The 21,224-nt window shown below is 53.9% G+C and carries 23 protein-coding genes; all 23 read right to left on the reverse strand.

Features of this window, described 5'->3' with window-relative positions; all coding sequences use genetic code 11:
* Positions 1 to 302: 302 nt before the first annotated feature.
* Positions 303 to 677, reverse strand: coding sequence for a YraN family protein (locus EJQ19_RS16100; protein ID WP_126142268.1), 375 nt, complete (start codon positions 675 to 677; stop codon positions 303 to 305).
* The gene (locus tag EJQ19_RS16105; protein ID WP_126142269.1) at positions 674 to 997 is read right to left on the reverse strand and encodes an EscU/YscU/HrcU family type III secretion system export apparatus switch protein; all 324 of its coding nucleotides are present in this window, start codon (positions 995 to 997) and stop codon (positions 674 to 676) included. Before EJQ19_RS16105 ends, EJQ19_RS16100 begins: the two co-directional genes overlap by 4 nt.
* Positions 994 to 2,889, reverse strand: coding sequence for a hypothetical protein (locus EJQ19_RS16110; RefSeq protein WP_126142270.1), 1,896 nt, complete (start codon positions 2,887 to 2,889; stop codon positions 994 to 996). Before EJQ19_RS16110 ends, EJQ19_RS16105 begins: the two co-directional genes overlap by 4 nt.
* A gap of 48 nt (positions 2,890 to 2,937) precedes the next feature.
* On the reverse strand, positions 2,938 to 3,591 hold the full coding sequence (locus EJQ19_RS16115; RefSeq protein ID WP_126142271.1) for a ribonuclease HII: 654 nt from the start codon (positions 3,589 to 3,591) through the stop codon (positions 2,938 to 2,940).
* 239 nt (positions 3,592 to 3,830) lie between these two features.
* Positions 3,831 to 4,691, reverse strand: a complete 861-nt coding sequence (gene ylqF / locus EJQ19_RS16120; RefSeq protein ID WP_126142272.1) for a ribosome biogenesis GTPase YlqF — start codon at positions 4,689 to 4,691, stop codon at positions 3,831 to 3,833.
* A 12-nt stretch (positions 4,692 to 4,703) separates the two neighbouring features.
* Positions 4,704 to 5,318 (reverse strand): signal peptidase I, encoded by a 615-nt coding sequence (gene lepB / locus EJQ19_RS16125; protein ID WP_126142273.1) that lies wholly within the window; start codon positions 5,316 to 5,318, stop codon positions 4,704 to 4,706.
* A 136-nt stretch (positions 5,319 to 5,454) separates the two neighbouring features.
* On the reverse strand, positions 5,455 to 5,796 hold the full coding sequence (gene rplS / locus EJQ19_RS16130) for a 50S ribosomal protein L19 (RefSeq protein WP_126142274.1): 342 nt from the start codon (positions 5,794 to 5,796) through the stop codon (positions 5,455 to 5,457).
* 169 nt (positions 5,797 to 5,965) lie between these two features.
* Positions 5,966 to 6,739 (reverse strand): tRNA (guanosine(37)-N1)-methyltransferase TrmD, encoded by a 774-nt coding sequence (gene trmD / locus EJQ19_RS16135; protein WP_126142275.1) that lies wholly within the window; start codon positions 6,737 to 6,739, stop codon positions 5,966 to 5,968.
* Positions 6,736 to 7,251, reverse strand: coding sequence for a ribosome maturation factor RimM (gene rimM / locus EJQ19_RS16140; RefSeq protein WP_126142276.1), 516 nt, complete (start codon positions 7,249 to 7,251; stop codon positions 6,736 to 6,738). The genes trmD and rimM overlap by 4 nt, the downstream gene beginning before the upstream one ends.
* Positions 7,252 to 7,331: 80 nt before the next feature.
* Positions 7,332 to 7,562, reverse strand: a complete 231-nt coding sequence (locus EJQ19_RS16145; RefSeq protein WP_126142277.1) for a KH domain-containing protein — start codon at positions 7,560 to 7,562, stop codon at positions 7,332 to 7,334.
* A gap of 27 nt (positions 7,563 to 7,589) precedes the next feature.
* Positions 7,590 to 7,862 carry a 30S ribosomal protein S16 gene (gene rpsP, locus EJQ19_RS16150; protein ID WP_126142278.1) on the reverse strand — a complete coding sequence of 91 codons (273 nt, stop codon included), beginning with the start codon at positions 7,860 to 7,862 and terminating at the stop codon, positions 7,590 to 7,592.
* 36 nt (positions 7,863 to 7,898) lie between these two features.
* Positions 7,899 to 9,263, reverse strand: coding sequence for a signal recognition particle protein (ffh, locus tag EJQ19_RS16155; RefSeq protein WP_126142279.1), 1,365 nt, complete (start codon positions 9,261 to 9,263; stop codon positions 7,899 to 7,901).
* A 30-nt stretch (positions 9,264 to 9,293) separates the two neighbouring features.
* The gene (locus EJQ19_RS16160; RefSeq protein ID WP_126142280.1) at positions 9,294 to 9,644 is read right to left on the reverse strand and encodes a putative DNA-binding protein; all 351 of its coding nucleotides are present in this window, start codon (positions 9,642 to 9,644) and stop codon (positions 9,294 to 9,296) included.
* A gap of 81 nt (positions 9,645 to 9,725) precedes the next feature.
* Positions 9,726 to 10,715 (reverse strand): signal recognition particle-docking protein FtsY, encoded by a 990-nt coding sequence (ftsY, locus tag EJQ19_RS16165; protein ID WP_126142281.1) that lies wholly within the window; start codon positions 10,713 to 10,715, stop codon positions 9,726 to 9,728.
* A 33-nt stretch (positions 10,716 to 10,748) separates the two neighbouring features.
* Positions 10,749 to 14,324 carry a chromosome segregation protein SMC gene (gene smc / locus EJQ19_RS16170; RefSeq protein ID WP_126142282.1) on the reverse strand — a complete coding sequence of 1,192 codons (3,576 nt, stop codon included), beginning with the start codon at positions 14,322 to 14,324 and terminating at the stop codon, positions 10,749 to 10,751.
* 108 nt (positions 14,325 to 14,432) lie between these two features.
* Positions 14,433 to 15,134, reverse strand: coding sequence for a ribonuclease III (gene rnc, locus EJQ19_RS16175; protein WP_126142283.1), 702 nt, complete (start codon positions 15,132 to 15,134; stop codon positions 14,433 to 14,435).
* A 61-nt stretch (positions 15,135 to 15,195) separates the two neighbouring features.
* The gene (gene fabF / locus EJQ19_RS16180; RefSeq protein ID WP_126142284.1) at positions 15,196 to 16,431 is read right to left on the reverse strand and encodes a beta-ketoacyl-ACP synthase II; all 1,236 of its coding nucleotides are present in this window, start codon (positions 16,429 to 16,431) and stop codon (positions 15,196 to 15,198) included.
* A 95-nt stretch (positions 16,432 to 16,526) separates the two neighbouring features.
* Positions 16,527 to 16,760, reverse strand: coding sequence for an acyl carrier protein (gene acpP, locus EJQ19_RS16185; protein WP_126142285.1), 234 nt, complete (start codon positions 16,758 to 16,760; stop codon positions 16,527 to 16,529).
* A gap of 83 nt (positions 16,761 to 16,843) precedes the next feature.
* Positions 16,844 to 17,584, reverse strand: a complete 741-nt coding sequence (gene fabG / locus EJQ19_RS16190) for a 3-oxoacyl-[acyl-carrier-protein] reductase (protein ID WP_126142286.1) — start codon at positions 17,582 to 17,584, stop codon at positions 16,844 to 16,846.
* Positions 17,571 to 18,518, reverse strand: coding sequence for an ACP S-malonyltransferase (gene fabD / locus EJQ19_RS16195; protein ID WP_126142287.1), 948 nt, complete (start codon positions 18,516 to 18,518; stop codon positions 17,571 to 17,573). Before fabD ends, fabG begins: the two co-directional genes overlap by 14 nt.
* A gap of 48 nt (positions 18,519 to 18,566) precedes the next feature.
* On the reverse strand, positions 18,567 to 19,553 hold the full coding sequence (locus EJQ19_RS16200) for a beta-ketoacyl-ACP synthase III (RefSeq protein WP_126142288.1): 987 nt from the start codon (positions 19,551 to 19,553) through the stop codon (positions 18,567 to 18,569).
* On the reverse strand, positions 19,550 to 20,554 hold the full coding sequence (gene plsX / locus EJQ19_RS16205; protein WP_126142289.1) for a phosphate acyltransferase PlsX: 1,005 nt from the start codon (positions 20,552 to 20,554) through the stop codon (positions 19,550 to 19,552). The genes EJQ19_RS16200 and plsX overlap by 4 nt, the downstream gene beginning before the upstream one ends.
* Positions 20,538 to 21,155: a transcription factor FapR gene (fapR, locus tag EJQ19_RS16210; RefSeq protein ID WP_164716581.1), complete on the reverse strand. Its 618-nt coding sequence runs from the start codon at positions 21,153 to 21,155 to the stop codon at positions 20,538 to 20,540. Before fapR ends, plsX begins: the two co-directional genes overlap by 17 nt.
* Positions 21,156 to 21,224: the final 69 nt, after the last annotated feature.

Below are 21,224 nucleotides of genomic sequence, written 5' to 3' on the forward strand. Positions count from 1 at the left end.
GTTGGCTGTGGGAGTTGGCGTTGTACGTTGGAGTTGGACTTTGGGGGTTGGCTGCGGGAGCATTCTTTTGTGAAGGCTTTGTGGGGAGACTTTTCTGAGTATTTATGGGGTATTTCTGGGTATTGCCGAGTATTATCTGGTATTATCTGAATTTACTTATATTTATCGGGGCAACCCGGAATTACCTGCAGTTACTGCCGTTTACTATGATTTATTTGATTGTTGCCCGTGCTTCTCTCAAAGAAAACCTCAATGGTGAACAAAGAAGCCTTCTGACGCAAGAATGATCAACATACTTGGCGTTAGAAGGCTCCTTTAATATGAGTAAGCACCGGCTCTTCTTTGTCGGCGAAAAACTCAACCGTCACGACGTCGAACCGAATGGGGCATTCGTATTGACGTTTGTAGTGGAGATACATTTGCGCAGTTTCGCGTACCTTTGTCTGTTTGCGAAAATCGACGGATTCAGCGGCGCTGCCAAATCTGCCGGTCGCGCGCCGCGTCCGCACTTCGACGAAGAGGAGTGTTTGCTGCTCAAGCGCAATGAGATCGATCTCACCCGAACGGCATCGCCAGTTCGCAGCAACGATTTGACAGCCATGCTCTTGCAAATAAACGGCAGCCATCGCTTCTCCAAGATTCCCTAACGTCCTGCGGTCATTCTTGGTATTCGTTATGGCTCCCCCCTCCCGGCGATCGACCGCATACGCCCATCCGACCGATAGATGAAACTGAGTACCTCCGCTACAAGCTGATACAGCTCTGGCGGAATTTCCTGATCCAGCTCAAGCTTTGACAATACTTCGACCAAGGAAGAGTCCTCTTGTACCGGAATGCCGTTTTCCTTCGCTTTCTGCAAAATCGATTCCGCCACTTGTCCCTTGCCTTTCGCAACGAGGATCGGCGCTTTCGATTTTTCCGGCGCGTATTTCAAGGCTACAGCTTTTTTGATCGGCGTCGCGGGCTGCGACTGCGGCTTATCCGAGTTGGACTTCATGCGCGCACATCGACTCCTTTATACGTCAGCGGTTGATAGAGGGACCTCAAATCCGCACGCCCTGTCAAGTCACCGTCCCCTGGAGCCGCTTCCGCTGCCACAGGCTTCGGATAAGGTGAGCATTTCAGCGAAATAAACTGATAACCGACGCGGTTTAGCGCCTCTGATATTTCCTTCTTCGATGTCTCCATAAGCGCTCCGATAGCCGGATGATCATTATGAATCGTCAGCGAGACAATTTTATTGACGACCGCCACGTCCACAAGCGTATTGCCCATCGCTTTCATCTGCAAGTCGAACAAAAGACGGCAGTTATTGGCATCCACTTGACCGCGGCTGCCCTTCCGCGACTGAATGTGAATCGCAGCCGACTGCTCCCCGCTTCCGTTAACGAACGGGATGAACAACGTCATCTGTGTGAACATGGCCGTTTTATCGTTGGTCAGCATCAGTTGCTGCCCCGTAATCTGTCCCAATGCATGCTGTGCGGCTTCCTTGAGCGGCGCCGGCGTGTCATCCGATGCCGTTAGCTGCAGCAGCAGACTCTTGAGCGTCTCCGCTGCGGCCGGTTTCACGGCTTCATTCGGTTGATCGGACGCAGGGTTGATAAGCGCGTTAGCGTTCAGATCAACCCCATTCTTGTCTGGCAGGCGGGACGTGAGCCTGTCATCGAGCTTCGCGGCGAGATGACTCTCGTGCTCCACGCCTACGGCTTTGAGCAGCCTGCTGATCCAATTCCCTTCGGGCGGATCAGCGGGCTGCGTGTGAGGCGCTTGCCCGCGCGCCTCAGCCGGGGCCGCCGCCTCCCGCTTCGCAGGAGGCGAGGCCGCTTCCGGCGAACCCGCTTCGCGGGGTTCGCCCTGCGCCTGCGGCTCCGCGCTGCGCGACGGAGCCGGCTCGGGCGCAGCCGCCCGCTGCGCGAGGGCGGCCTGCGGTTCCGCCGCCGGCTTCGCCGAGGCGGCAGGTGCCCCCTCCTGCGGCGGCGTGGGAGCCGCAGGCACAGCCTCGCCCGCCGGCGAAGCCGCGGGCGGAACACCCGCAGCGCCGCCCGCAGGGGCGCTGCTGCCATGCGGCGCCTGTGGCACAGGCGCCGCTTCAACCGAGCCCCGCGTGCGCAGCAGCGGGGCTCCACCATCCGCCTCCTGCGCAGCAGGAGGCGGAGCAGCACCAACGTCTGCACCCTCGCTCAACGCACGTGCAGACTGCCGCTCCACCGCTGCGGAAGCCGTCCGCAGCTCCTTCAACACGACGACCACCTGCTTCGCGATCTCCGCGTCAGGATGGTCCGGCTGTGCCTCGATCAGCGCCGAAGCCTGCTGTTCAAGCTGGTCCAGCACCTGCCCCGCCGGCGGCCCGCTGATGACCTGCTTAAGCGCGGCAACCGTCGCCGGCGTGACCGGCAAATTTTTCTTCGCGGCCAGCACAGCCGCTTCCAGCCAAGCATCTTTGGACTCGCCTTCCGGAACGGCCTGCATGACCTGCTCAAAAGCCCGGACATTCTCCTTCGTCACGGGCACCGATTCCTTTTGCATCGTCTGCACCATGTTCCGCGTCGACAGATTGTCTTTCACTTCAAAATCCTGCAGCAAATCCCCGAGCGAATCCTCGGAAATTTGCACATTAGAGTTCATAAGCGGCTTCAATAAAATTTGACCACCGTTTGATTCAGGCTGAACTTGCAGCAGCGTGACATCGCCTTGTTTCAAAGGCGTCTCGAGCTTCGCCCGCACCTGGACGCCGCCGATATTCAGCATTGCCTCCTGATCGCTCAACAGCTGCAGGACAACCCCTTTGACAATTTGTCCGACTTTGAGCTCCAAAGTTTTGGAATCCGCGGCCGTTAAATCGCCGACCAAGCTTCGGATCAATCCGCTGATATTCATACTGCTCACCTCGACTTGTCCACTTATGTATGTTATCGGCAAGCGCCTCGCATTTCGTTATAACACTTCAAATATATCGAGTTCGAGCTGTTCCCCGGCCTTCTCCGCTTCTTTCTCCGCTTCCGCCATAATATTGCGGATAAACAGGTTGCGGTGCAGCGGCGTCGGTCCGTAGCGCAGCAGCATCTCCCTATGGTGTTTCGTACCGTATCCTTTATGTATAGCGATGCCATATTCGGGGTACATCTCGTCCCACGAAGCACACATGCGATCCCTCGTCACCTTCGCGATAATGGAAGCGGCGGCAATCGATTGGCTTAACGCATCCCCGTGTGTAATCGCCGTCTGCGGCAGCTCCAGATCGACCTTCTCCGCGTCAACCAATAAATAGTCCGGCTTCAGCCCCAACTGTTCCACCGCCTGTTTCATTGCAAGGCGCGCCGCCTGCTTTATATTTAAGATCTCGATTCCTTCCACATCGACAACGCCGACACCGACCGCGAGCGCCTCCTGCATAATCTGCGCATACAAAGCTTCTCGCTTTTTCTCGGACAGCTTCTTGGAGTCATTCACGCCCTCCAGCACGTGCCCCTTCGGCAAAATCACAGCCGCCGCCACAACATCTCCGAACAAGCAACCACGGCCAACCTCATCTATGCCCGCGATCAGGTCGAATCCTTGCAACCACACATCTTTCTCATACTCCAGCACCGGTCTCTCCCCTTTCCGTTTCCCCATTATATAGGATGAGTACCAAAGCAAGCCATACCATTTTTAGGAGGAAGTTCAATAAGTCGTCTCGGGTGCCGTCTTTAATAAGACGGCAAGGCCGTTTATCCTGGGATTTCGCAATCTTCTCGGTGCTAAAAACCCGACTTTTGAACACAATCTTTATGTATAAAAAACAAAGAACCCAAAGTCTCCGCCTTGGGTTCTTCCCCTACATCTAACTATGGCTTTTCGAGCGAAATCCGCCCCAACTTCCCAGCTCGCAAATCCCGAATAATGATCAGCGAAGCTTTGTCGAGATCAACCCGGCCACCGGAGACAATCGCGCCGCGCTTGCGTCCGATCGCTTCCATCACTTTGACCATCTCTTGCACATCTTCCATGTCCTCCGGTAGCTCAATGCCTCCAAAGCGTTCTTGCAAGCCTGCACCGTATTGCTCCACCATATACGTGATCACGAAAAGCGCAATTTCATCCAAATGCAGCAGCTCTTCCTTGATCGCGCCAGTCGCCGCAAGACGTTTGCCTACCATTTGATCCTCAAACTTCGGCCACAAAATCCCTGGCGTATCGAGCAGGTCCATCTCCGTACCAACTTTAATCCACTGCTGGCCCTTTGTTACACCCGGCTTGTCTCCAGTTGCGGCGATTTTCTTACCTGCGAGCTGATTGATAAGCGTGGATTTGCCGACGTTCGGAATCCCGACGATCAACGCGCGAACCGCGCGGGGATTGATGCCTTTGCGAAGCTGGCTCTCAATTTTGTGCGCCCACAGCTGCTTGACCCGCGGCAAAATCTCTTTCACGTTCGTCCCCGAAGCCGCATCGATCGGCAGCGCCGGATGGCCTTGATCTGCAAAGTAGTTCACCCACTCAGCCGTTACCTTCGGGTCGGCCAAGTCCGATTTATTCAGCAGTACAAGCCTTGGCTTGCCATGCAGAATCTCATCCACCATCGGGTTCCGGCTGGACAGCGGGATGCGGGCGTCCAAGAGCTCGATCACAACATCGATCAGCTTGAGCTTTTCCTCGATTTGCCTGCGAGCCTTGGTCATATGCCCCGGAAACCATTGAATGGTCATACGTTATTCACCTCAGAAATGTATCCAACTGATTTTGTTCAGCGGCCAGAAAATGACTTCAGCCCGGCCGACAATTTTTTTAAACGGTACAAATCCCACACTGCTTGTTCGGCTGTCTTTCGAGTTCGGACGGTTGTCCCCCATCGCGAAAAGCTCGCCTTCCGGCACCTTCGTTTCCGGGAAATCTTTCAGCGTGTTGTAGGGGTGACCCTCCTTCACCGCTTGATCGATGGCGGATTGAATGTAGGGTTCCGATAGCTCCTCGCCGTTAATGTACACCTTATCTCCCGCTACTTTCACCGTCTCGCCAGGGAGCGCAATGACGCGTTTGATATAATCTTTGCCTTCCGGCGCATGAAATACAATCACTTCGCCGCGCTTCGGATCGCGCACATCATACAAAATTTTGTTGACGATCAGTCGTTCGCCGGTAAAGAAGTTCGGATGCATGGAATCCCCGTCCACAATAAATGGCGAAAACAACAACCAACGAATAATAATAACCAGCACACCTGCAATGATTAACGCTTTAATCCATTCCCACGTCTCGTTCTTGGCTGCCGCCGGTTTCGCTTCGACCGCGGATGCCGGCTGGTTCGTTTGCTGCAAATGCTCGTTTTGTTCCATCACGGACTGCCTCGCTTCCAGATAAGGTGATAGTTGCGTTCACATTACTGCTAGTATGTACAACAAGGACGCCGGGCTTCCCTGTCAAAGACCCAAAAAATGAAAAGGAGACTTGCGAACAAGCCCCCCATTTTTCTTATCGAATTTCTTTAATTCTAGCTGCTTTACCGCGCAGACCGCGCAGGTAATAAAGTTTCGCACGACGAACTTTACCACGGCGAGCCACTTCGATTTTCTCAAGTCTTGGAGAATGCAGTGGGAAAGTTCTTTCCACACCAACACCGTAAGAAATTTTACGAACAGTAAACGTTTCGCTGATCCCGCCGCCGTGACGTTTGATAACAACACCTTCGAACAGCTGGATACGCTCACGCGAACCCTCGATAACTTTTACGTGTACTTTCAGAGTGTCGCCTGGACGGAAACTTGGAATATCCGAACGAAGCTGCTCTTTAGTAATCTCTTGAATAAGATTCATAGTTGACTCCCTCCTTCCACACAGGTGTTCATTCCGCCAATTCATCATGTATACTCCTAGTTGCGATGCGTAGAGGACCACCGGACTCAAACATTGCGGAAAAATCCACAACAAAATATATATTAGCATAGGCGAATCATAATAGCAATAGAGAAATCTATTAACAGATTTATTCCGCTTGCTTAGCCTTTGCAGCTTTCTCTTTTTCCCATTCTGCAAGCCACGCCTTCTCTTGCTTGGAGAACTCCCGGCCCTCGAGCAAGTCCGGCCTGCGCTCCAACGTACGGATCAGCGACTCCCGAGCCCGCCACTTTCGCACGTTCTCATGATGGCCGGACAGCAGCATGTCAGGCACCTCCCAGTCCCTGAACTTCGCTGGACGCGTATAATGCGGATATTCCAGCAGTCCGGTCGAAAAGGAATCCGTCACTGCCGACATTTCGTTGCCAAGCACGCCCGGCAGCAGCCGGACGACGCTGTCGATCACCACCATTGCGGGCAGTTCCCCGCCAGTAAGCACATAATCCCCAACGGATAGCTCATCCGTCACCAAATACTGCCTGATGCGTTCATCATACCCCTCGTAGTGCCCGCAAATAAATACCAGGTGCTGCTCTGTCGACAGCTCTTCCGCCTTTTTCTGCGTAAACGTTTCACCTTGCGGACACAAGAGAATAACCCGCGGCTTGACAGGCACTCCTTCGGCATCTGCTACAAACGGCAAATCTTCGACCGCACCGAAAATCGGTTCCGGCTTTAGCACCATGCCGCCCCCGCCACCGTATGGGTAGTCATCAACCGTATTGTGCTTATTGTTCGCATAATTGCGAAAGTTCACCGTGTTCAGTTCAACAATGCCTTTGTCGCGCGCTTTGCCCAAAATGCTGGACGAGAATACCCCCTCAAACATTTCGGGAAACAGCGTCAATACATCGATTTTCATTCCATTAATCCTTCCATCAGATGAATCCGAATTGTCTTATTCGGCACATCCACGTCAAGCACGACCTCATCGATGACCGGAAGCAGCAGCTCCTTGCCTTTCCCTAAGGAGACTACCCACACATCGTTCGCGCCGGGCGTCAAGATCTCTGATACTTCCCCAAGCTCACGCCCCTCTTCGGTCACGACTTTGCAGCCGATAATTTCGTGGTAATAATATTCGCCTTCTTCAAGCGGCTGCTGATGCTTGCCCTCGATTTTGAGCAGGGCGCCTTTGAACTTCTCCACATCGTTGATGTTGGAGAACTGTTCAAACTGCACGATAAACACATTTTTATGTAAGCGGGACGTTTTCACCGTCACCGGCGTTTGCACATTTTTCGCATCGACAATAATCAGTTCGCTGCCTTTATCAAATCGCTCCGGAAAATCAGTCTCCGGCACGACCTTCAGTTCGCCGCGGATACCGTGGCTGTTTACGATTTTGCCTACTGTTTTAAGTGATTCCGTCATGACCCCTGCCCAACCTCCACTATAATTTCCTACTTGGCTATATAAGAAAAAGGCTAGGAGCGAGATCCTAACCTTACTTCTTATGACACAATCTCAACGGAAACCCGTTTCGTTTCTTTCACTGCTGCTGACGTAACCACAGTGCGGAGCGATTTCGCAATCTTCCCTTGCTTGCCGATCACTTTCCCGACATCGTCAGGATGAACCGAAAGCCGGTATTCGATCTTGTCGTCTTTCTCCACCGCTGTAACACGCACTTCTTCCGGATGATCAACAAGAGCCTTAGCAATTACGGTGATAAGATCCTTCATGAAAACCACCCTCCGAAAGATAACAAATTACTTCTGTAATTTCAGCTCGTGAAATTTAGTCATCAAACCTGCTTTAGAGAACAGGCTGCGAACTGTATCGGACGGTTGAGCGCCAGTTTGAAGCCATTTCAGCGCTTTCTCCTCATCAAGAACTACAGCTGCTGGTTGAGCAATTGGGTTATAAGTTCCGATTTCTTCGATAAAACGACCGTCACGCGGGGAACGGGAATCCGAAACCACCACACGGTAGAAAGGCGCTTTGTGAGCACCAACACGTTTAAGACGAATACGTACTGCCATTGTAAAATTCACCTCCTACATAGGATTAAGTTTGTATTAAAAAGGAAATTTAAAACCTTTTCCTTTACCAAGCTTCTTCAGGTTTTTGGCACCTTTCGGCCCCATCATGCCGGAGAACTGCTTCATCATTTTGCGCATATCTTCGAACTGCTTGATGAACCGGTTCACTTCCTGCACGGAGTTGCCGCTGCCGAGCGCGATCCGCTTGCGGCGGGAAGGATTGAGCAGTTCAGGCTTACGCTTCTCTTCCGTCGTCATTGATTTCACAATCGCTTCGACGCGCGCCATTTGCTTATCGTCAACCTTCATGTCCTTCATGCCTTTGATCTTGTTGGCACCAGGAAGCATCTCCAGAATTTGATCCAGCGGCCCCATCTTCTTCACTTGCTCCATCTGGTCAAGGAAGTCTTCGAAGGTAAATTCGGCGGTCCGCATTTTGCGTTCCATCTCTTTCGCCTTCTCCATGTCGATGCCGGCTTGCGCCTTCTCAATCAGTGTCAGCATGTCGCCCATGCCGAGAATCCGGGATGCCATCCGATCCGGGAAAAACGGCTCCAGCGCATCCATCTTCTCACCGCTTGCCACGAACTTAATCGGGCAGCCCGTAACCGCTTTGACGGACAGTGCGGCACCGCCGCGCGTATCGCCGTCGAGCTTAGTCAGCACTACACCTGTCAGCTCAAGCTGTTGGTGAAAACTTTCCGCGACATTGACCGCGTCTTGACCGGTCATCGCGTCAACGACGAGCAGAATCTCATCCGGATTCGTCGCAGATCGTACGTTTTTGAGCTCGTCCATCAAGTTCTCATCGATGTGCAGACGTCCCGCGGTATCGATAATCACGTAATCGTGCCCGTTGTCTTTCGCATGCTCAAGACCCGCTTTCGCAATATCGACCGGATTCACCTGATCGCCCATCGCGAATACCGGCACTTTCAGCTGCTCGCCGAGCACCTGAAGCTGCTTAATCGCAGCCGGGCGGTAAATATCACATGCCACCATCAGCGGACGGTGATTTTGCTTTTGCAGCATTTTCGCGAGCTTGCCCGACGTTGTCGTCTTACCCGCCCCTTGCAGACCCGCCATCATAATGACGGTCGGCGGACGATTGGAGCGCGCCAGCTTGCTCTGGGAGCCGCCCATCAGCGCGGTAAGCTCCTTGTTCACGATATCGATGACGACCATGCCCGGTGTGAAAGACTTCATCACCTCTTGGCCGATCGCCTGTTCTTTCACTCTCGCAATAAAGTCTTTCACTACTTTAAAGTTAACGTCCGCTTCAAGCAGTGCCAGCCTTACTTCGCGAAGCGCTTCGCCTACATCCTCTTCCGTCAGCTTCCCTTTGCTTCGCAGTTTGCCGAAAACATTCTGCAACCGGTTCGCCAATCCTTCAAATGCCATGCGCTTCACCTCCTGACTGTGAGTACGGATTTAACCAATACCAACGATTGTATCAAAAAGCTCCGCCGCTTTCCTTTGCAGCCCGGGCTCACAGTCACCGAGCACTTCCGACAGCGTCTCACGAAGCTTCATTCGCTGTTCATGCTTATGTAGCAACTGCAGCTTCTGCTCATAATCAAGCAGCGTCGTCTCAGCGCGTTTAATATGCTCGTAAACCGCCTGGCGGGAGATCGCAAAATTCTCTGCAATTTCGCCGAGCGAATAATCATCATGGAAATACAATTGTAGAAACGTGCGCTGCTTCTCGGTCAAAAGCGGTTCATAAAAATCAAACAGCAGGTTGACGCGATTCGTTTTCTCAAGCATTTGATCGATCGTCATGATCCACCTCCGTAAAGGTTGCACACTTGACACCAGCACAACAGAACCTATCATACTGAATTCCAGAATGAATGTCAAGCATTATACCTTGTCAGCGGAATCTCCCATCCATTTGCCAAATAACGCATGCACAAATTGCTCTGAATCGAACGGCTGGAGATCATCCATTTTCTCGCCGAGACCGACGAATTTGACCGGCAGACTCAGTTCCTGGCGAATCGCAACGACGATGCCGCCTTTGGCTGTACCGTCCAGCTTGGATAGCACAAGGCCCGTTAAACCAGCTTTTTCTCCAAAAAGCTTCGCTTGGCTCAGCGCGTTCTGACCGGTCGTCGCGTCCAGCACTAGGATAACCTCATGCGGCGCATCCGGAATTTCGCGTTGAATGACGCGGTAAATTTTGTTCAGCTCTTCCATAAGGTTAACCTTGTTCTGCAAGCGTCCTGCGGTATCGCACAGCAAAATATCGACGCCACGCGTCTTCGACGCCTGCACCGCATCATACATGACCGCCGCCGGATCTGCACCGGACTGCTGTTTGATGACGTCGACACCTACGCGTGTGCCCCATGTCTCAAGCTGCTCGATCGCACCGGCACGGAACGTATCGCCCGCGGCCATGAGTACCTTTTTGCCTTGAGACTTGAACATGTGCGCCATTTTGCCAATTGTCGTCGTCTTACCGACGCCGTTGACGCCGACGAACAGGATGACGGTGAGGCCATTCGGGTTCAGATTCAACCCTGCATCCTGATCCCCTTTGAGCAATTCAATCAGCTTCTCGGATAAAATCGGCTGCAGCTCGGACGGGTCCTCGATCTTGCGCTTTTTGACTTCTGCACGCAGCTGGTCGATCAGCGCAAGCACCGTATTCACACCAACATCGGCACCGATCAAAATTTCTTCCAGTTCCTCATAGAAATCCTCGTCGATCTTTTTGCGGCGGGAGAACAGATCGTCTACCCGATCCACAAACGCATCCCGCGTCTTCGCCAAACCTTCCTTAAACTTATTGGTAACGGCTTCTGCCTTCCCGGCGATGCTTTCCTTTAATCTTTTAAAAAAACTCATAGCTCCTCCTGCTTCCGTCCCCGTAATAATCTCCTATGATGCAGTCATTTCCGCTTCCTCATCTTCCAGACGCACCGATACGAGCTTGGATACGCCGCCTTCTTGCATCGTGACGCCGTACAGCACATCCGCTTCTTCCATCGTCCCTTTCCGGTGGGTAACGACGATAAACTGCGTCATTTCCGAGAACTCTCGCAAATATTCCGCAAAGCGGGATACATTCGCTTCATCCAGCGCCGCCTCGACCTCGTCCAGCACGCAGAACGGCACCGGCTTCACGCGAATGATCGAGAACAGCAGCGCAATCGCGGTCAAAGCGCGTTCCCCCCCGGAGAGCAGCTGCAAGTTTTGCAGCTTCTTGCCTGGCGGCTGCGCCACGATTTCGATGCCGGTGTCAAGCAAGTTGTCCGGTTCCGATAGAATCAGGTCCGCCCGGCCGCCGCCGAACAGTTTGGCGAATACGACGCCGAAATGGGAGCGAATCGCATCGAACGTCGCTTTGAACCGTTTGGACATTTCCTGATCGATCTCGTGTATGACTTGATACAGTGTCGTCTTCGCTTCAATAAGATCGTCCTTCTGCGCAGCGAGGAACTCATAACGTTCGGACACCCGTGCGAACTCGTCGATCGCACCAAGGTTTACCTCGCCGAGCGACGCGATTTCGCGCTTCAGCTCGCGCACTTTATTTTGCGTACCGATAATGTCTTCCGGCACCGGATAGCGCTGCTTCGCCAGCTCGAAGCTGAGCTCGTACTCCTCGCCAAGCTTCTTGAGCAGATTCTCAAGCTCCACATCAAGGCGCGTGACGCGCACTTCCGTTTGGCGAAGATTCTCCTCAACTTGTTTGAGCTGCGTGCGCTGCGTGCGGGTCTCATTCTCGCCCTGCTCCAACTTGAGCAGCCAGTCAGCGCGTTCCGCCCGCTTGAAATCGATGCTTTCCGAGCATTGCTGCTTCCGCAGCTTCAAGTCGTTCAAAAGCTCGATCTGCGCGACGGTTTCCAGCTCCAGCGCCGCCATATCTGCTTCCAACTGCTGCATGAGGCCGCGGTTCACGTCGATTTCCCGTTCCGCTTCCGACAAGTCCGTCTGCAAGCGGCGCTGCTGATCCTGCAAGGAATGCTTCTCCTGCGTGATCGACGCCACTTTTACTTTCAAATCCGTGAGCTGGCCTTGCAGCTCCTCCTTGGCGGATTCGCTTGCTTTCCGCGAGCTTTCGGCATCCCGAATCGCCTGCTGAAGCGAAGCTTCTTCCTGCTGGAGTTCCGCCAGCGCCGCTTCCGCTTCCTCCTTCTTTCGGGCAAAATCCTTTTGCTCCTCGATCAGTGCATTCCGGTCCTGGCTATCGAGTGACAGCTGCTCGTCCACGGTACGGCTCTCGGATTCGAGCGGATTCAACTCGGCGCGGATTTGCTGCTCGGTAATACGCTGCTGCTCGCCTTGCTGGCGAAGCTGCTCCACTTTCATCATCTCTTCGGTGATTTCGCGCTTAAGCTGTGTCGTCTGAGCGCGCAAGCCGCCGAGCTGCGTTTCGGAGCTCTTAATCTCCGTGTCCAACTCTTCGACTTGGCGCTGACGTCCCAGGAGATTCGCCGTTTTTTTCTGCAAGCTTCCCCCTGTCATCGAGCCGCCGGGATTCACAACGTCACCCTCGAGCGTCACGACACGGTAGCGGTACTGCGCTTTCGCTGCAATATGGTTCGCATCCTCCAACGTCTGCGCCACCACGACATTCCCGAGCAAACTGGAGAAAATATTGTGATACTTGCTATCAAACTCAACCAGATTGACGGCAATGCCGACGAAGCCACGGCCCGCTTTGAGCGTGCCAATCTCATGCTCCGAAATGGAGCGGCCGCGAATGACATTCATCGGCAGGAACGTCGCCCGTCCCATTTGCCGGCGCTTCAGGAATGCAATCGCTTCCCGCCCGTCCTCTTCCGTCTCGACGACGATATTCTGGAGCGCTGCGCCCAACGCCGTCTCAATCGCGATTTCCACGTGCTGAGGCACCTTCACGAGTTCGGCCACCGCCCCGCGAATGCCTCGCAGATCGCCGCGAGTTTTGGCCTTGAGCACTTCTTTGACCCCTTGCATAAAGCCGTCATAGTCGTTCGCCATTTCCTTCATCGTGTCGCGGCGGGAGATCAAGCTGTCCAGCTTCTGCTCCCACTTGCGCACCATGCCGAGCGCATCGTCCAAGAGGCCCTGCTTCGTTTTTAGCGCTTGCGTAATGGCGACGTACTGCAGGCGCGCTTCTTCGATCTCGCGGACAGTCGCTTCGAGCTTATCTGTCAGCTCCTGTCTGCGAAGCACGATCTGCTCCCGCTGACCGGCCCACTTCTGCCGCTCGTCGTCCAGCCGCTCCAGCCGCCGGGAGATCGATTCCATCTGCTGCTCCGCATAGCGAATCTCGTTGCGGGACTGCGCCATTTTGTTCAGCGTCTCCAGCAGTTCGCCCTTCAGCTGCTCTTCCGGCGACGCGTTGATCCCGCCGCTGACGCCTTGCAACCGCTGCTCTTCCGCCGTCAGCTTAGCCTGGAACTCAAACAGCTGCGCACCGATCTGGATAATTTTCTCCCGATGCTCGTTCAGTTCGGCTTCTTTATCCTGCTTCCGCTGCTCCTGCTGCGCAATCGTGCTGTTCAACTGTTGATGGTTCGCAGCATAGTTCTTCTTCCGTTCCTTGAGAACCTCACCATGCCCCTCGCACTTCTCGAACTCTTCACTCAGCGTGAGCAAGCTTTCCTGGAGCGTCTCCAGCTCTTCCTCCAGCCTGCGGGATTCCAAACGGTGCTTCTCCAGCTGGGCATCGTGCTGGCTGACAATCGTCGACAACTCGAGCTGCTCCTGCGTCAGCTTGTCCAAAAGCGCTTTCGCTTCGTTCCACGAGGCGTAAATCTGCTCGATTTGGTGAACATACATCGAAATTTCATTGCTCTTCAGCGTTTCACGAAGCGCTTTATAGCGCGTCGCCTTCTCCGCCTGCTCCCGCAAAGGCTCAAGCTGGTCCTCCAGCTCCGAAACCAAATCGTGAATTCGCAGCAGATTCTGCTCCGTTTCGTTCAATTTCTTTTCCGCTTCGCGCTTGCGCGATTTATACTTGACAATACCGGAAGCTTCCTCGAAAATACCCCGGCGATCTTCAGACTTCGTACTCAAAATCTCTTCAATCCGGCCTTGTCCGATAATGGAATACGCCTCTTTGCCGATCCCCGTATCCATGAAAAGCTCGGTAATATCTTTCAGACGGCAAGGCTGCTTGTTAATCAAATACTCACTTTCCCCGCTTCGATGCACCCGCCGGGTGACCGTCACTTCCGAAAAGTCCAGCGGCAATGATTGCGAGGCATTGTCAAGCGTCAACGACACTTCCCCGTAGTTCACAGCACGCCGCGCATCGCTACCGGCAAAGATGACGTCCTCCATCTTGCCACCGCGCAGCGACTTCGCGCTTTGCTCGCCGAGCACCCAACGGATCCCGTCCGAGATATTGCTTTTTCCACTCCCGTTAGGACCTACAACAGCGGTAATCCCGCGAACAAATTCCAGTTCCGTTCGGTCTGCGAAAGATTTAAACCCGGATAACTCGATCCGTTTCAAAAACATGGTCTCACCTCAACCGTATTGTACCATAACCCTTAGCAAAAGCAGAGAGCCGCAGGCGCGAAAAAATAAAAGAAGCGGCCGCAGCCGCCCCTTTCTCTAACTCACGCGCTATCTCTGTACCGTCACGTTCAGCTTCGACAGAGCGCCAGCCGCTGCCTGCTGTTCCGCTTCTTTCTTGGAGCGACCCGCTCCCGTACCGAGCAGTTCACTGTCCATATGCACCTCGGCGACGAATTCGCGCTCGTGCGCAGGCCCGCGCTCGTTGACGATGCGATATTCCAGTGTCCCCATGCTGTGATGCTGCACGTACTCTTGCAATTGCGTTTTATAATCGATGACGAGCAGCTTGCCTTCCGTGGACAGTTTACTGAATACATGCGTTTTCAGAAACGATTTAACCACATCCAGCCCTTGATCGAGGTACAGCGCGCCGACGAACGATTCGAATACGTCCGCAAGCAGCGCCGGTCTCGAGCGGCCGCCTGTCAGTTCTTCTCCTTTGCCCAACAGCACATAAGCGCCGAAATCCAAATCTTCCGCAAACGTCACGAGCGAAGGCTCGCACACGATAGAAGCCCTTAGCTTCGTTAACTCGCCTTCTGTACGCCCCGGGTATGAATCATATAAAAATTCCGAAACCGTCAACTCCAGCACGGCGTCTCCCAGAAACTCCAATCGCTCGTTGTCTTTATGTCCCGCGATGCGATGCTCGTTGACGTAAGATGAATGGGTAAATGCCTGCCTTAGCAGATCCGACCTCCGAAAAGTTATGCGAATCGCTTTCTGCAGCTCTCTAATATCACGGTTCATTGCTTTGAATCACCACCCCGAGAGACTGATATTGGGTTATCTTTCTTCGCAGGAAGGTAAACTATGCTTCAAACTTTTTGAGCACGATCGTTGCGTTGTGACCGCCGAAGCCAAAGGAGTTGGACATCGCGATTTTTACATTCGCTTCACGCGCAACGTTCGGCACGTAATCCAGATCGCATTCCGGATCTTGATTGTCGATATTGATGGTCGGCGCGATGGTGTTGTTGGCAATCGTCAGCCCGCAGATGACCGCTTCTACGCCGCCGGCAGCACCGAGCAGATGGCCAGTCATCGATTTCGTCGAGGACACCGCTACTTTGGAAGCGTACTCGCCCAGTGTCTTCTTGATCGCCGTCGTTTCGGATTTGTCACCGACCGGCGTCGAGGTACCGTGCGCGTTGATGTAGGTCACGTCTTCCGGCGAGATGCCTGCGTCCTTGATCGCCCGCTTCATGCAGCGCGCTGCGCCGTCCGGATCCGGATCCGTCATATGGTAAGCGTCACCACTCATGCCGTAGCCGATCACTTCCGCATAGATGCGCGCGCCGCGTTTTTGCGCGTGTTCCAGTGTTTCCAGCACGAGGATGCCTGCACCCTCGCCCATCACGAAACCGTCACGGTCGACGTCAAACGGCCGGCTTGCCTTGGTCGGCTCTTCGTTGCGCGTTGACATCGCTCTCAAAGCGCAGAAGCCTGCAACCCCGATTGGCGTAATCGTCGCTTCCGCGCCGCCGCAGATCATCACATCGGCATCGCCGCGCTGCAAAATTTTGAACGAATCGCCGATGGAATGCGTGCCGGTGGCGCACGCCGTAACCGCTGTCGAGTTCGGTCCTTTCGCTCCTGTGATCATCGACACTTGGCCGGATGCCATGTTCGCGATCATCATTGGAATAAAGAACGGAGAAACGCGTTTCGGTCCTTTTTCCAGCAAAATGCGGTGCTGCTCTTCCCATGTGCCCAAACCGCCGATTCCGGAACCTACGGACACGCCTACGCGTTCCGGATCCGTATCTTCTGCAACGTTCAACTTCGCATCTTTTAAGGCGTTCAGTGCGCCTGCAACAGCAAACTGTACGAAACGGTCCATACGGCGCGCTTCTTTACGGTCTACGTAATTTTCGATATTAAAATCTTTAATTTCCGCCGCAATCTGCGTCGGGTATTCGCTGACATCAAAATTCTCAATGCGGCTTACGCCGGATTTGCCGGAAGTCAAATTACCCCAGAATGTATCCAAATCTTGACCGAGGGCCGTCACAACGCCCATACCTGTAATGACAACTCTGTTCATTTGTACCATCCTTCTATGTAGTGAGACATTATTATTATTCATGCTGAGAATGGAGAGAAGTCCCGTCTTGATTAGGAACGGGACTCGGCAGACTATTACGTATGAGATTTTATGTAATTCGTAACTTCTCCTACTGTCGTAATCTTCTCAGCGTCTTCATCGGAAATTTCTAAATCGAATTCATCTTCTAATTCCATTACCAATTCCACTACATCGAGAGAATCAGCACCTAGATCTTCTTTGAAAGATGCTTCGAGGGTGACTTCAGATTCATCAACCCCTAGACGATCGACTACAATTCGTTTAACACGATCCAATACGTCGGACATCCGGTTCACCTCCTCTTTGGTATTATACGAGAATCTTTGACAGATTGCCAGTAGGCAAATTTGCAGATTCTCATTTCGCTTTTTTACATGTACATGCCGCCATCCACATGCAGCGTTTGCCCTGTCATGTAGGAAGCGTCATCGGAAGCCAAGAAGCGGACAACCTTCGCAATCTCCTCCGGCTGCCCAAGGCGCTCCAGCGGAATGCCTTTCAGCATTTGTTCCTTGAGTTCGGAAGACAGCTTGTCGGTCATGTCCGTTTCAATAAAGCCCGGAGCCACCGCATTCACGGTAATGCCACGGGAAGCAAGTTCCTTCGCCGTCGCCTTCGTGAGCCCGATGACGCCTGCTTTGGCTGCTACATAGTTGGCCTGACCCGGGTTGCCGAGCACGCCGACTACAGAAGATATATTGATAATTCGACCGGAGCGCTGCTTCATCATCGGACGTGTAACCGCCTTAACGCAGTTAAATACGCCTTTCAGATTTGTCGCGATCACTTGATCGAACTCTTCTTCCTTCATACGCATGATTAGATTGTCTCTCGTTATGCCCGCATTATTCACAAGAATATCGATTTTGCCAAATGTTTCTATCGTTTGCTTGACCAAATCTTCGGATTCCTGATAGGAGCTGACATCGGCGCGCAGCTTGATCGCCTTGCGGCCCATCGCTTCAATCGCGGCCACAACCTCGCTAGCCGCTCCTTCGCTGCCTGCGTAGTTCACAACGACGTCCGCCCCATGCTCTACCAAATGCAGCGCAATCGCACGGCCGATGCCGCGGGATGCGCCAGTGACTAACGCTACTTTACCCGTTAACATGCTGCTCCACCTCCAAATACTTGTTCAGCGCTTCCAGACTGCCGATCGAGACCGTTTTGACGGATTTGTCGACCTTCTTGATCAGTCCGGCAAGCACCGTACCCGAGCCCAGCTCGATAAAGGTATCGACGCCTTCGCGGATCAAGTACGCAATGGTGTCTTCCCATAATACAGGGGAATACACTTGCTCCACAAGCAGCCCCCGGATTTCCTCCGGCTGCGTGACCTCGCGCGCCGTTACGTTCGCGACGACCGGCACCGCTGCAGGCTGCATGTCCACCGCAGCCAGCACGCTAGCCAGCCGCTCGGAGGCCGGCTTCATGAGCGACGAATGAAACGGCCCGCTCACTTCGAGAGGTATCGCGCGCTTCGCGCCCGCTTCTTTGCAGCGCTCGACGACCGCTGCCACGCCTTCTTTGCTGCCCGAGACGACGATCTGTCCCGGGCAGTTCACATTGGCGAGCTCCACGACGGAGCCGCCTTCGGTAATCGCCGTGCACAGGGCTGCCAGCGCTTCGCGCTCGGCCCCCAGCACGGCGGCCATGGCGCCCAGGCCGCCGGGGACGGCCTGCTCCATGAACTCGCCGCGGGCCCGCACGGTGCGGACCGCGTCTTCGAACCCGAGCGCGCCCGCCGCGACGAGCGCGCTGTATTCGCCGAGACTATGTCCCGCGACATAGTCGGGCGAGATGCCCGCAGCCTTGAACGCCTCCAAACAAGCGATGCTTGTTGTAAGGAGGGCCGGCTGCGTATTATAGGTGATTTTCAGCTGGTCGTCAGGCCCCTGAAAAATCACCTCGGACAATGCGAACCCCAGCGCTTCGTCCGCGCGGTTAAAATAAGCCTTCGCCGCAGGCTGGGCATCGTACAAATCTTTCCCCATGCCCACGGACTGCGAACCTTGTCCAGGAAATACAAATGCAATTTTACCCATACGAGAAAAGGATCCCCTTCCACGATTGTCGTTAATGTAATCCGTACGCTACCACACAATGGCTGATGCGCCCCACGTCAATCCGCCGCCAAAGCCAACCAGCACGACGCGGTCGCCTTCTTGAAGCCTGCCCTGTTCGACAGCCTCGGCCAGCGCCACCGGGATGGAGGCCGCCGACATGTTGCCATATTTGTCAATGTTGATCATACATTTATCTTCCGATAATTCCAAGCGGTTCAGGGAAGATTGAATAATTCGCGTATTCGCTTGATGCGGCACAAGCAAGTCGATGTCCGACTTGTCCCACCCGGCTTTGCGAAGCGCTTCGTCCGCTGCGTTCCCCATAATCCGGACCGCGAATTTGAATACCTCGGCGCCGGCCATGTAGATGTAATGCAGACGCTGATCTACCGAAGTATGCGAAGCCGGGTTGCGTGAGCCGCCCCCTTCGATTTTAAGCAGCGGACCGCCCGTCCCATCAGCGCCCAGTTCAAACGACTGGAAGCCGCGGCCTTCCGGAACTTGTCCGATCACAACGGCGCCTGCGCCGTCGCCGAACAAAATGCACGTATTGCGGTCGGTATAATCCGTAATTTTGGAGAGACTATCTGCACCGATAACCAGCGCATATTTGTACATGCCGGTCGAAATGAAGTTTGTTGCGTTCGCGAGCCCGTAGACAAAGCCCGAGCACGCCGCAGACAAATCGAAAGCTGCCGCTTTCTTCGCCCCAAGCTTCTCTTGCAAAATGCAGGCCGTCGAGGGGAACGCCATGTCCGGCGTGATCGTCGCGACGATGATCAGATCGAGCTGATCGGCCGTAATGCCTGCGCTGTCCAGCGCTTTGAGCGCCGCTTCATAGCACAAGTCGGACGTCGCCTGGTTGTCGGCCGCGATCCGTCTCTCGCGGATGCCCGTACGCGTCACGATCCACTCGTCATTCGTCTCGACCATCGATTCCAGCTCTTTATTCGTCAAAATGCGGTCCGGCACATATTTGCCGGTACCGAGTACACCCACTGGTATTAGGCTCATGATTCCATATCTCGCTTCCCGCGGCTGATTTCGGCAGAAATAGTGCCGACCAAATCTTTTTGCAAAGCAATTCTCGCTTGACGCACAGCGTTATAGATGGCATTGGCGTCCGAAGAGCCATGGCTCTTCAGCACGAGTCCGTCCAAACCAAGGAACGGCGCTGCGCCATGCTCGGTGTAATCCATCTTTTTACGGAACTTGGTTAGTCCCGGTTTCAAAATCGCCGCAGCCAGTTTCGAGAACAGCGTCTTCGTAAACTCTTGCTTAAGCGCTGAAAAGATAGCCGAAGCCGCGCCCTCCAACGTTTTGAGCATAATGTTGCCGGCGAAGCCATCGCAGACAATCACATCGCATGACGCCTTCAGGACCTGCGACGATTCGATATTGCCCACGAATTCGATAGGGGCTTGTTCCATTAAAGGATATGCCGCTTTCGTCAATTCATTCCCTTTGGCAGCCTCGGTGCCTACGTTCAAAAGTCCTACGCGCGGCTTAGCGATGCCATGCACCTTTGCACGGTAAATGCTGCCCATAATCGCGTATTGCAGCAGCTGCTCCGGCGTCGCATCCATGTTCGCGCCCAAGTCGAGCGCCAGCACGCCGCTTCCATCCATCGTAGGCAGCATCGGGGCCAGCGCCGGCCGCTCAATGCCGGGAATCCGGCCTACGACGAGCAGTCCCGTCGTCATCAAGGCGCCCGTATTGCCCGCCGAAATCATCGCCTCGGCTTCTTTCTCGCGAACCAGTTTGCCCGCCACGACCATCGACGCGTCTTTTTTTCGCCGTACGGCTTTGACCGGCTCATCGTCAGCTTCAATCACTTCCTCGGCGTGCCGAATCGTGATGTTTGCCGGTTTTTCCGTCATATGCGATTCGATCGCCGCCTGATTGCCGACCAGGATAATATGTACGTCGTTCCACTCTTTGGCTGCCGCGATAGCACCCTCCACGACGACTTTAGGCGCATGATCGCCGCCCATTGCATCAATCGCAATCCGCATGCAGCTTGTCCTCCCTGTCTAGATGTTCTTTCTCTTTCTTGGAATGGAAGATCACAAAATTGCCTCGGAACACCATTTCGTCCCCCACATACGAGAACACCTCAACTCTAGCCTTCCCTTTGGAAACGGAACGTACATAAGCTTTCGCGATGCACTTTTCTCCCAGCTTGACGGAACGGATGAAGCGTATGTCTGCCGAAGCGGTTAGCGCAATAGGATCGTTGATCACGGCTACCGCAAGCGAATTGGCTTGTGAAAAAATGTGATGTCCTCTGGCGATCTTCGTTCTTGAGAAAATATGATCTTCCTTAATTTCAAAAATGGAAATCCCGCTTTGATCCAATTGCAAATCAATGACTTCGCCAATGACTTCATCAATCGGCAGCGAGCGCACATGGTCATACGTTTTGACGGCCATATGCTTCATGCGTTCCCGAAGTTCGGGAATGCCCAGTTCTAATCGATCCAAGCGAACGGTCTGGATACTTACCCCAAACGTCCGCATCAACTCCTCATCCGTCATAAACGGATTCGCTTCAATGGCCTGCAGCAACCGCTGCTGCCGCTGCCGTTTCGGAAGTCGTTCGATGGTGAGCACCACCTTCTCGTGAGATCTCGTCTTATTACCAGATACTAAACTGTAGTATATTAAATTTGAGTTCAAAAAGAA

The organism is Paenibacillus whitsoniae, from assembly GCF_003955665.1.
In the GTDB taxonomy this organism is placed as follows: Bacteria; Bacillota; Bacilli; order Paenibacillales; family NBRC-103111; genus Paenibacillus_E; species Paenibacillus_E whitsoniae.

Bases quoted from the DNA above. Each gene is read 5' to 3' on its own strand.
- rimM (WP_126142276.1), bottom strand. From the start codon at position 7,251: ATGACGGAATCACTTAAAACAGTAGGCAAAATCGTAAACAGCCACGGT.
- rplS (WP_126142274.1), bottom strand. From the start codon at position 5,796: ATGAATCTTATTCAAGAGATTACTAAAGAGCAGCTTCGTTCGGATATT.
- rnc (WP_126142283.1), bottom strand. From the start codon at position 15,134: ATGAACCGTGATATTAGAGAGCTGCAGAAAGCGATTCGCATAACTTTT.
- ylqF (WP_126142272.1), bottom strand. From the start codon at position 4,691: ATGACCATTCAATGGTTTCCGGGGCATATGACCAAGGCTCGCAGGCAA.
- trmD (WP_126142275.1), bottom strand. From the start codon at position 6,739: ATGAAAATCGATGTATTGACGCTGTTTCCCGAAATGTTTGAGGGGGTA.
- fabF (WP_126142284.1), bottom strand. From the start codon at position 16,431: ATGAACAGAGTTGTCATTACAGGTATGGGCGTTGTGACGGCCCTCGGT.
- EJQ19_RS16105 (WP_126142269.1), bottom strand. From the start codon at position 997: ATGAAGTCCAACTCGGATAAGCCGCAGTCGCAGCCCGCGACGCCGATC.
- smc (WP_126142282.1), bottom strand. From the start codon at position 14,324: ATGTTTTTGAAACGGATCGAGTTATCCGGGTTTAAATCTTTCGCAGAC.
- acpP (WP_126142285.1), bottom strand. From the start codon at position 16,760: ATGTCCGACGTATTGGATCGTGTTAAACGAATTGTAGTCGATCGTCTA.
- ftsY (WP_126142281.1), bottom strand. From the start codon at position 10,715: ATGAGTTTTTTTAAAAGATTAAAGGAAAGCATCGCCGGGAAGGCAGAA.
- fabD (WP_126142287.1), bottom strand. From the start codon at position 18,518: ATGGGTAAAATTGCATTTGTATTTCCTGGACAAGGTTCGCAGTCCGTG.
- EJQ19_RS16200 (WP_126142288.1), bottom strand. From the start codon at position 19,553: ATGAGCCTAATACCAGTGGGTGTACTCGGTACCGGCAAATATGTGCCG.
- ffh (WP_126142279.1), bottom strand. From the start codon at position 9,263: ATGGCATTTGAAGGATTGGCGAACCGGTTGCAGAATGTTTTCGGCAAA.
- plsX (WP_126142289.1), bottom strand. From the start codon at position 20,554: ATGCGGATTGCGATTGATGCAATGGGCGGCGATCATGCGCCTAAAGTC.
- rpsP (WP_126142278.1), bottom strand. From the start codon at position 7,862: ATGGCAGTACGTATTCGTCTTAAACGTGTTGGTGCTCACAAAGCGCCT.
- EJQ19_RS16160 (WP_126142280.1), bottom strand. From the start codon at position 9,644: ATGACGATCGATCAAATGCTTGAGAAAACGAATCGCGTCAACCTGCTG.
- lepB (WP_126142273.1), bottom strand. From the start codon at position 5,318: ATGGAACAAAACGAGCATTTGCAGCAAACGAACCAGCCGGCATCCGCG.
- EJQ19_RS16145 (WP_126142277.1), bottom strand. From the start codon at position 7,562: ATGAAGGATCTTATCACCGTAATTGCTAAGGCTCTTGTTGATCATCCG.
- fabG (WP_126142286.1), bottom strand. From the start codon at position 17,584: ATGTTAACGGGTAAAGTAGCGTTAGTCACTGGCGCATCCCGCGGCATC.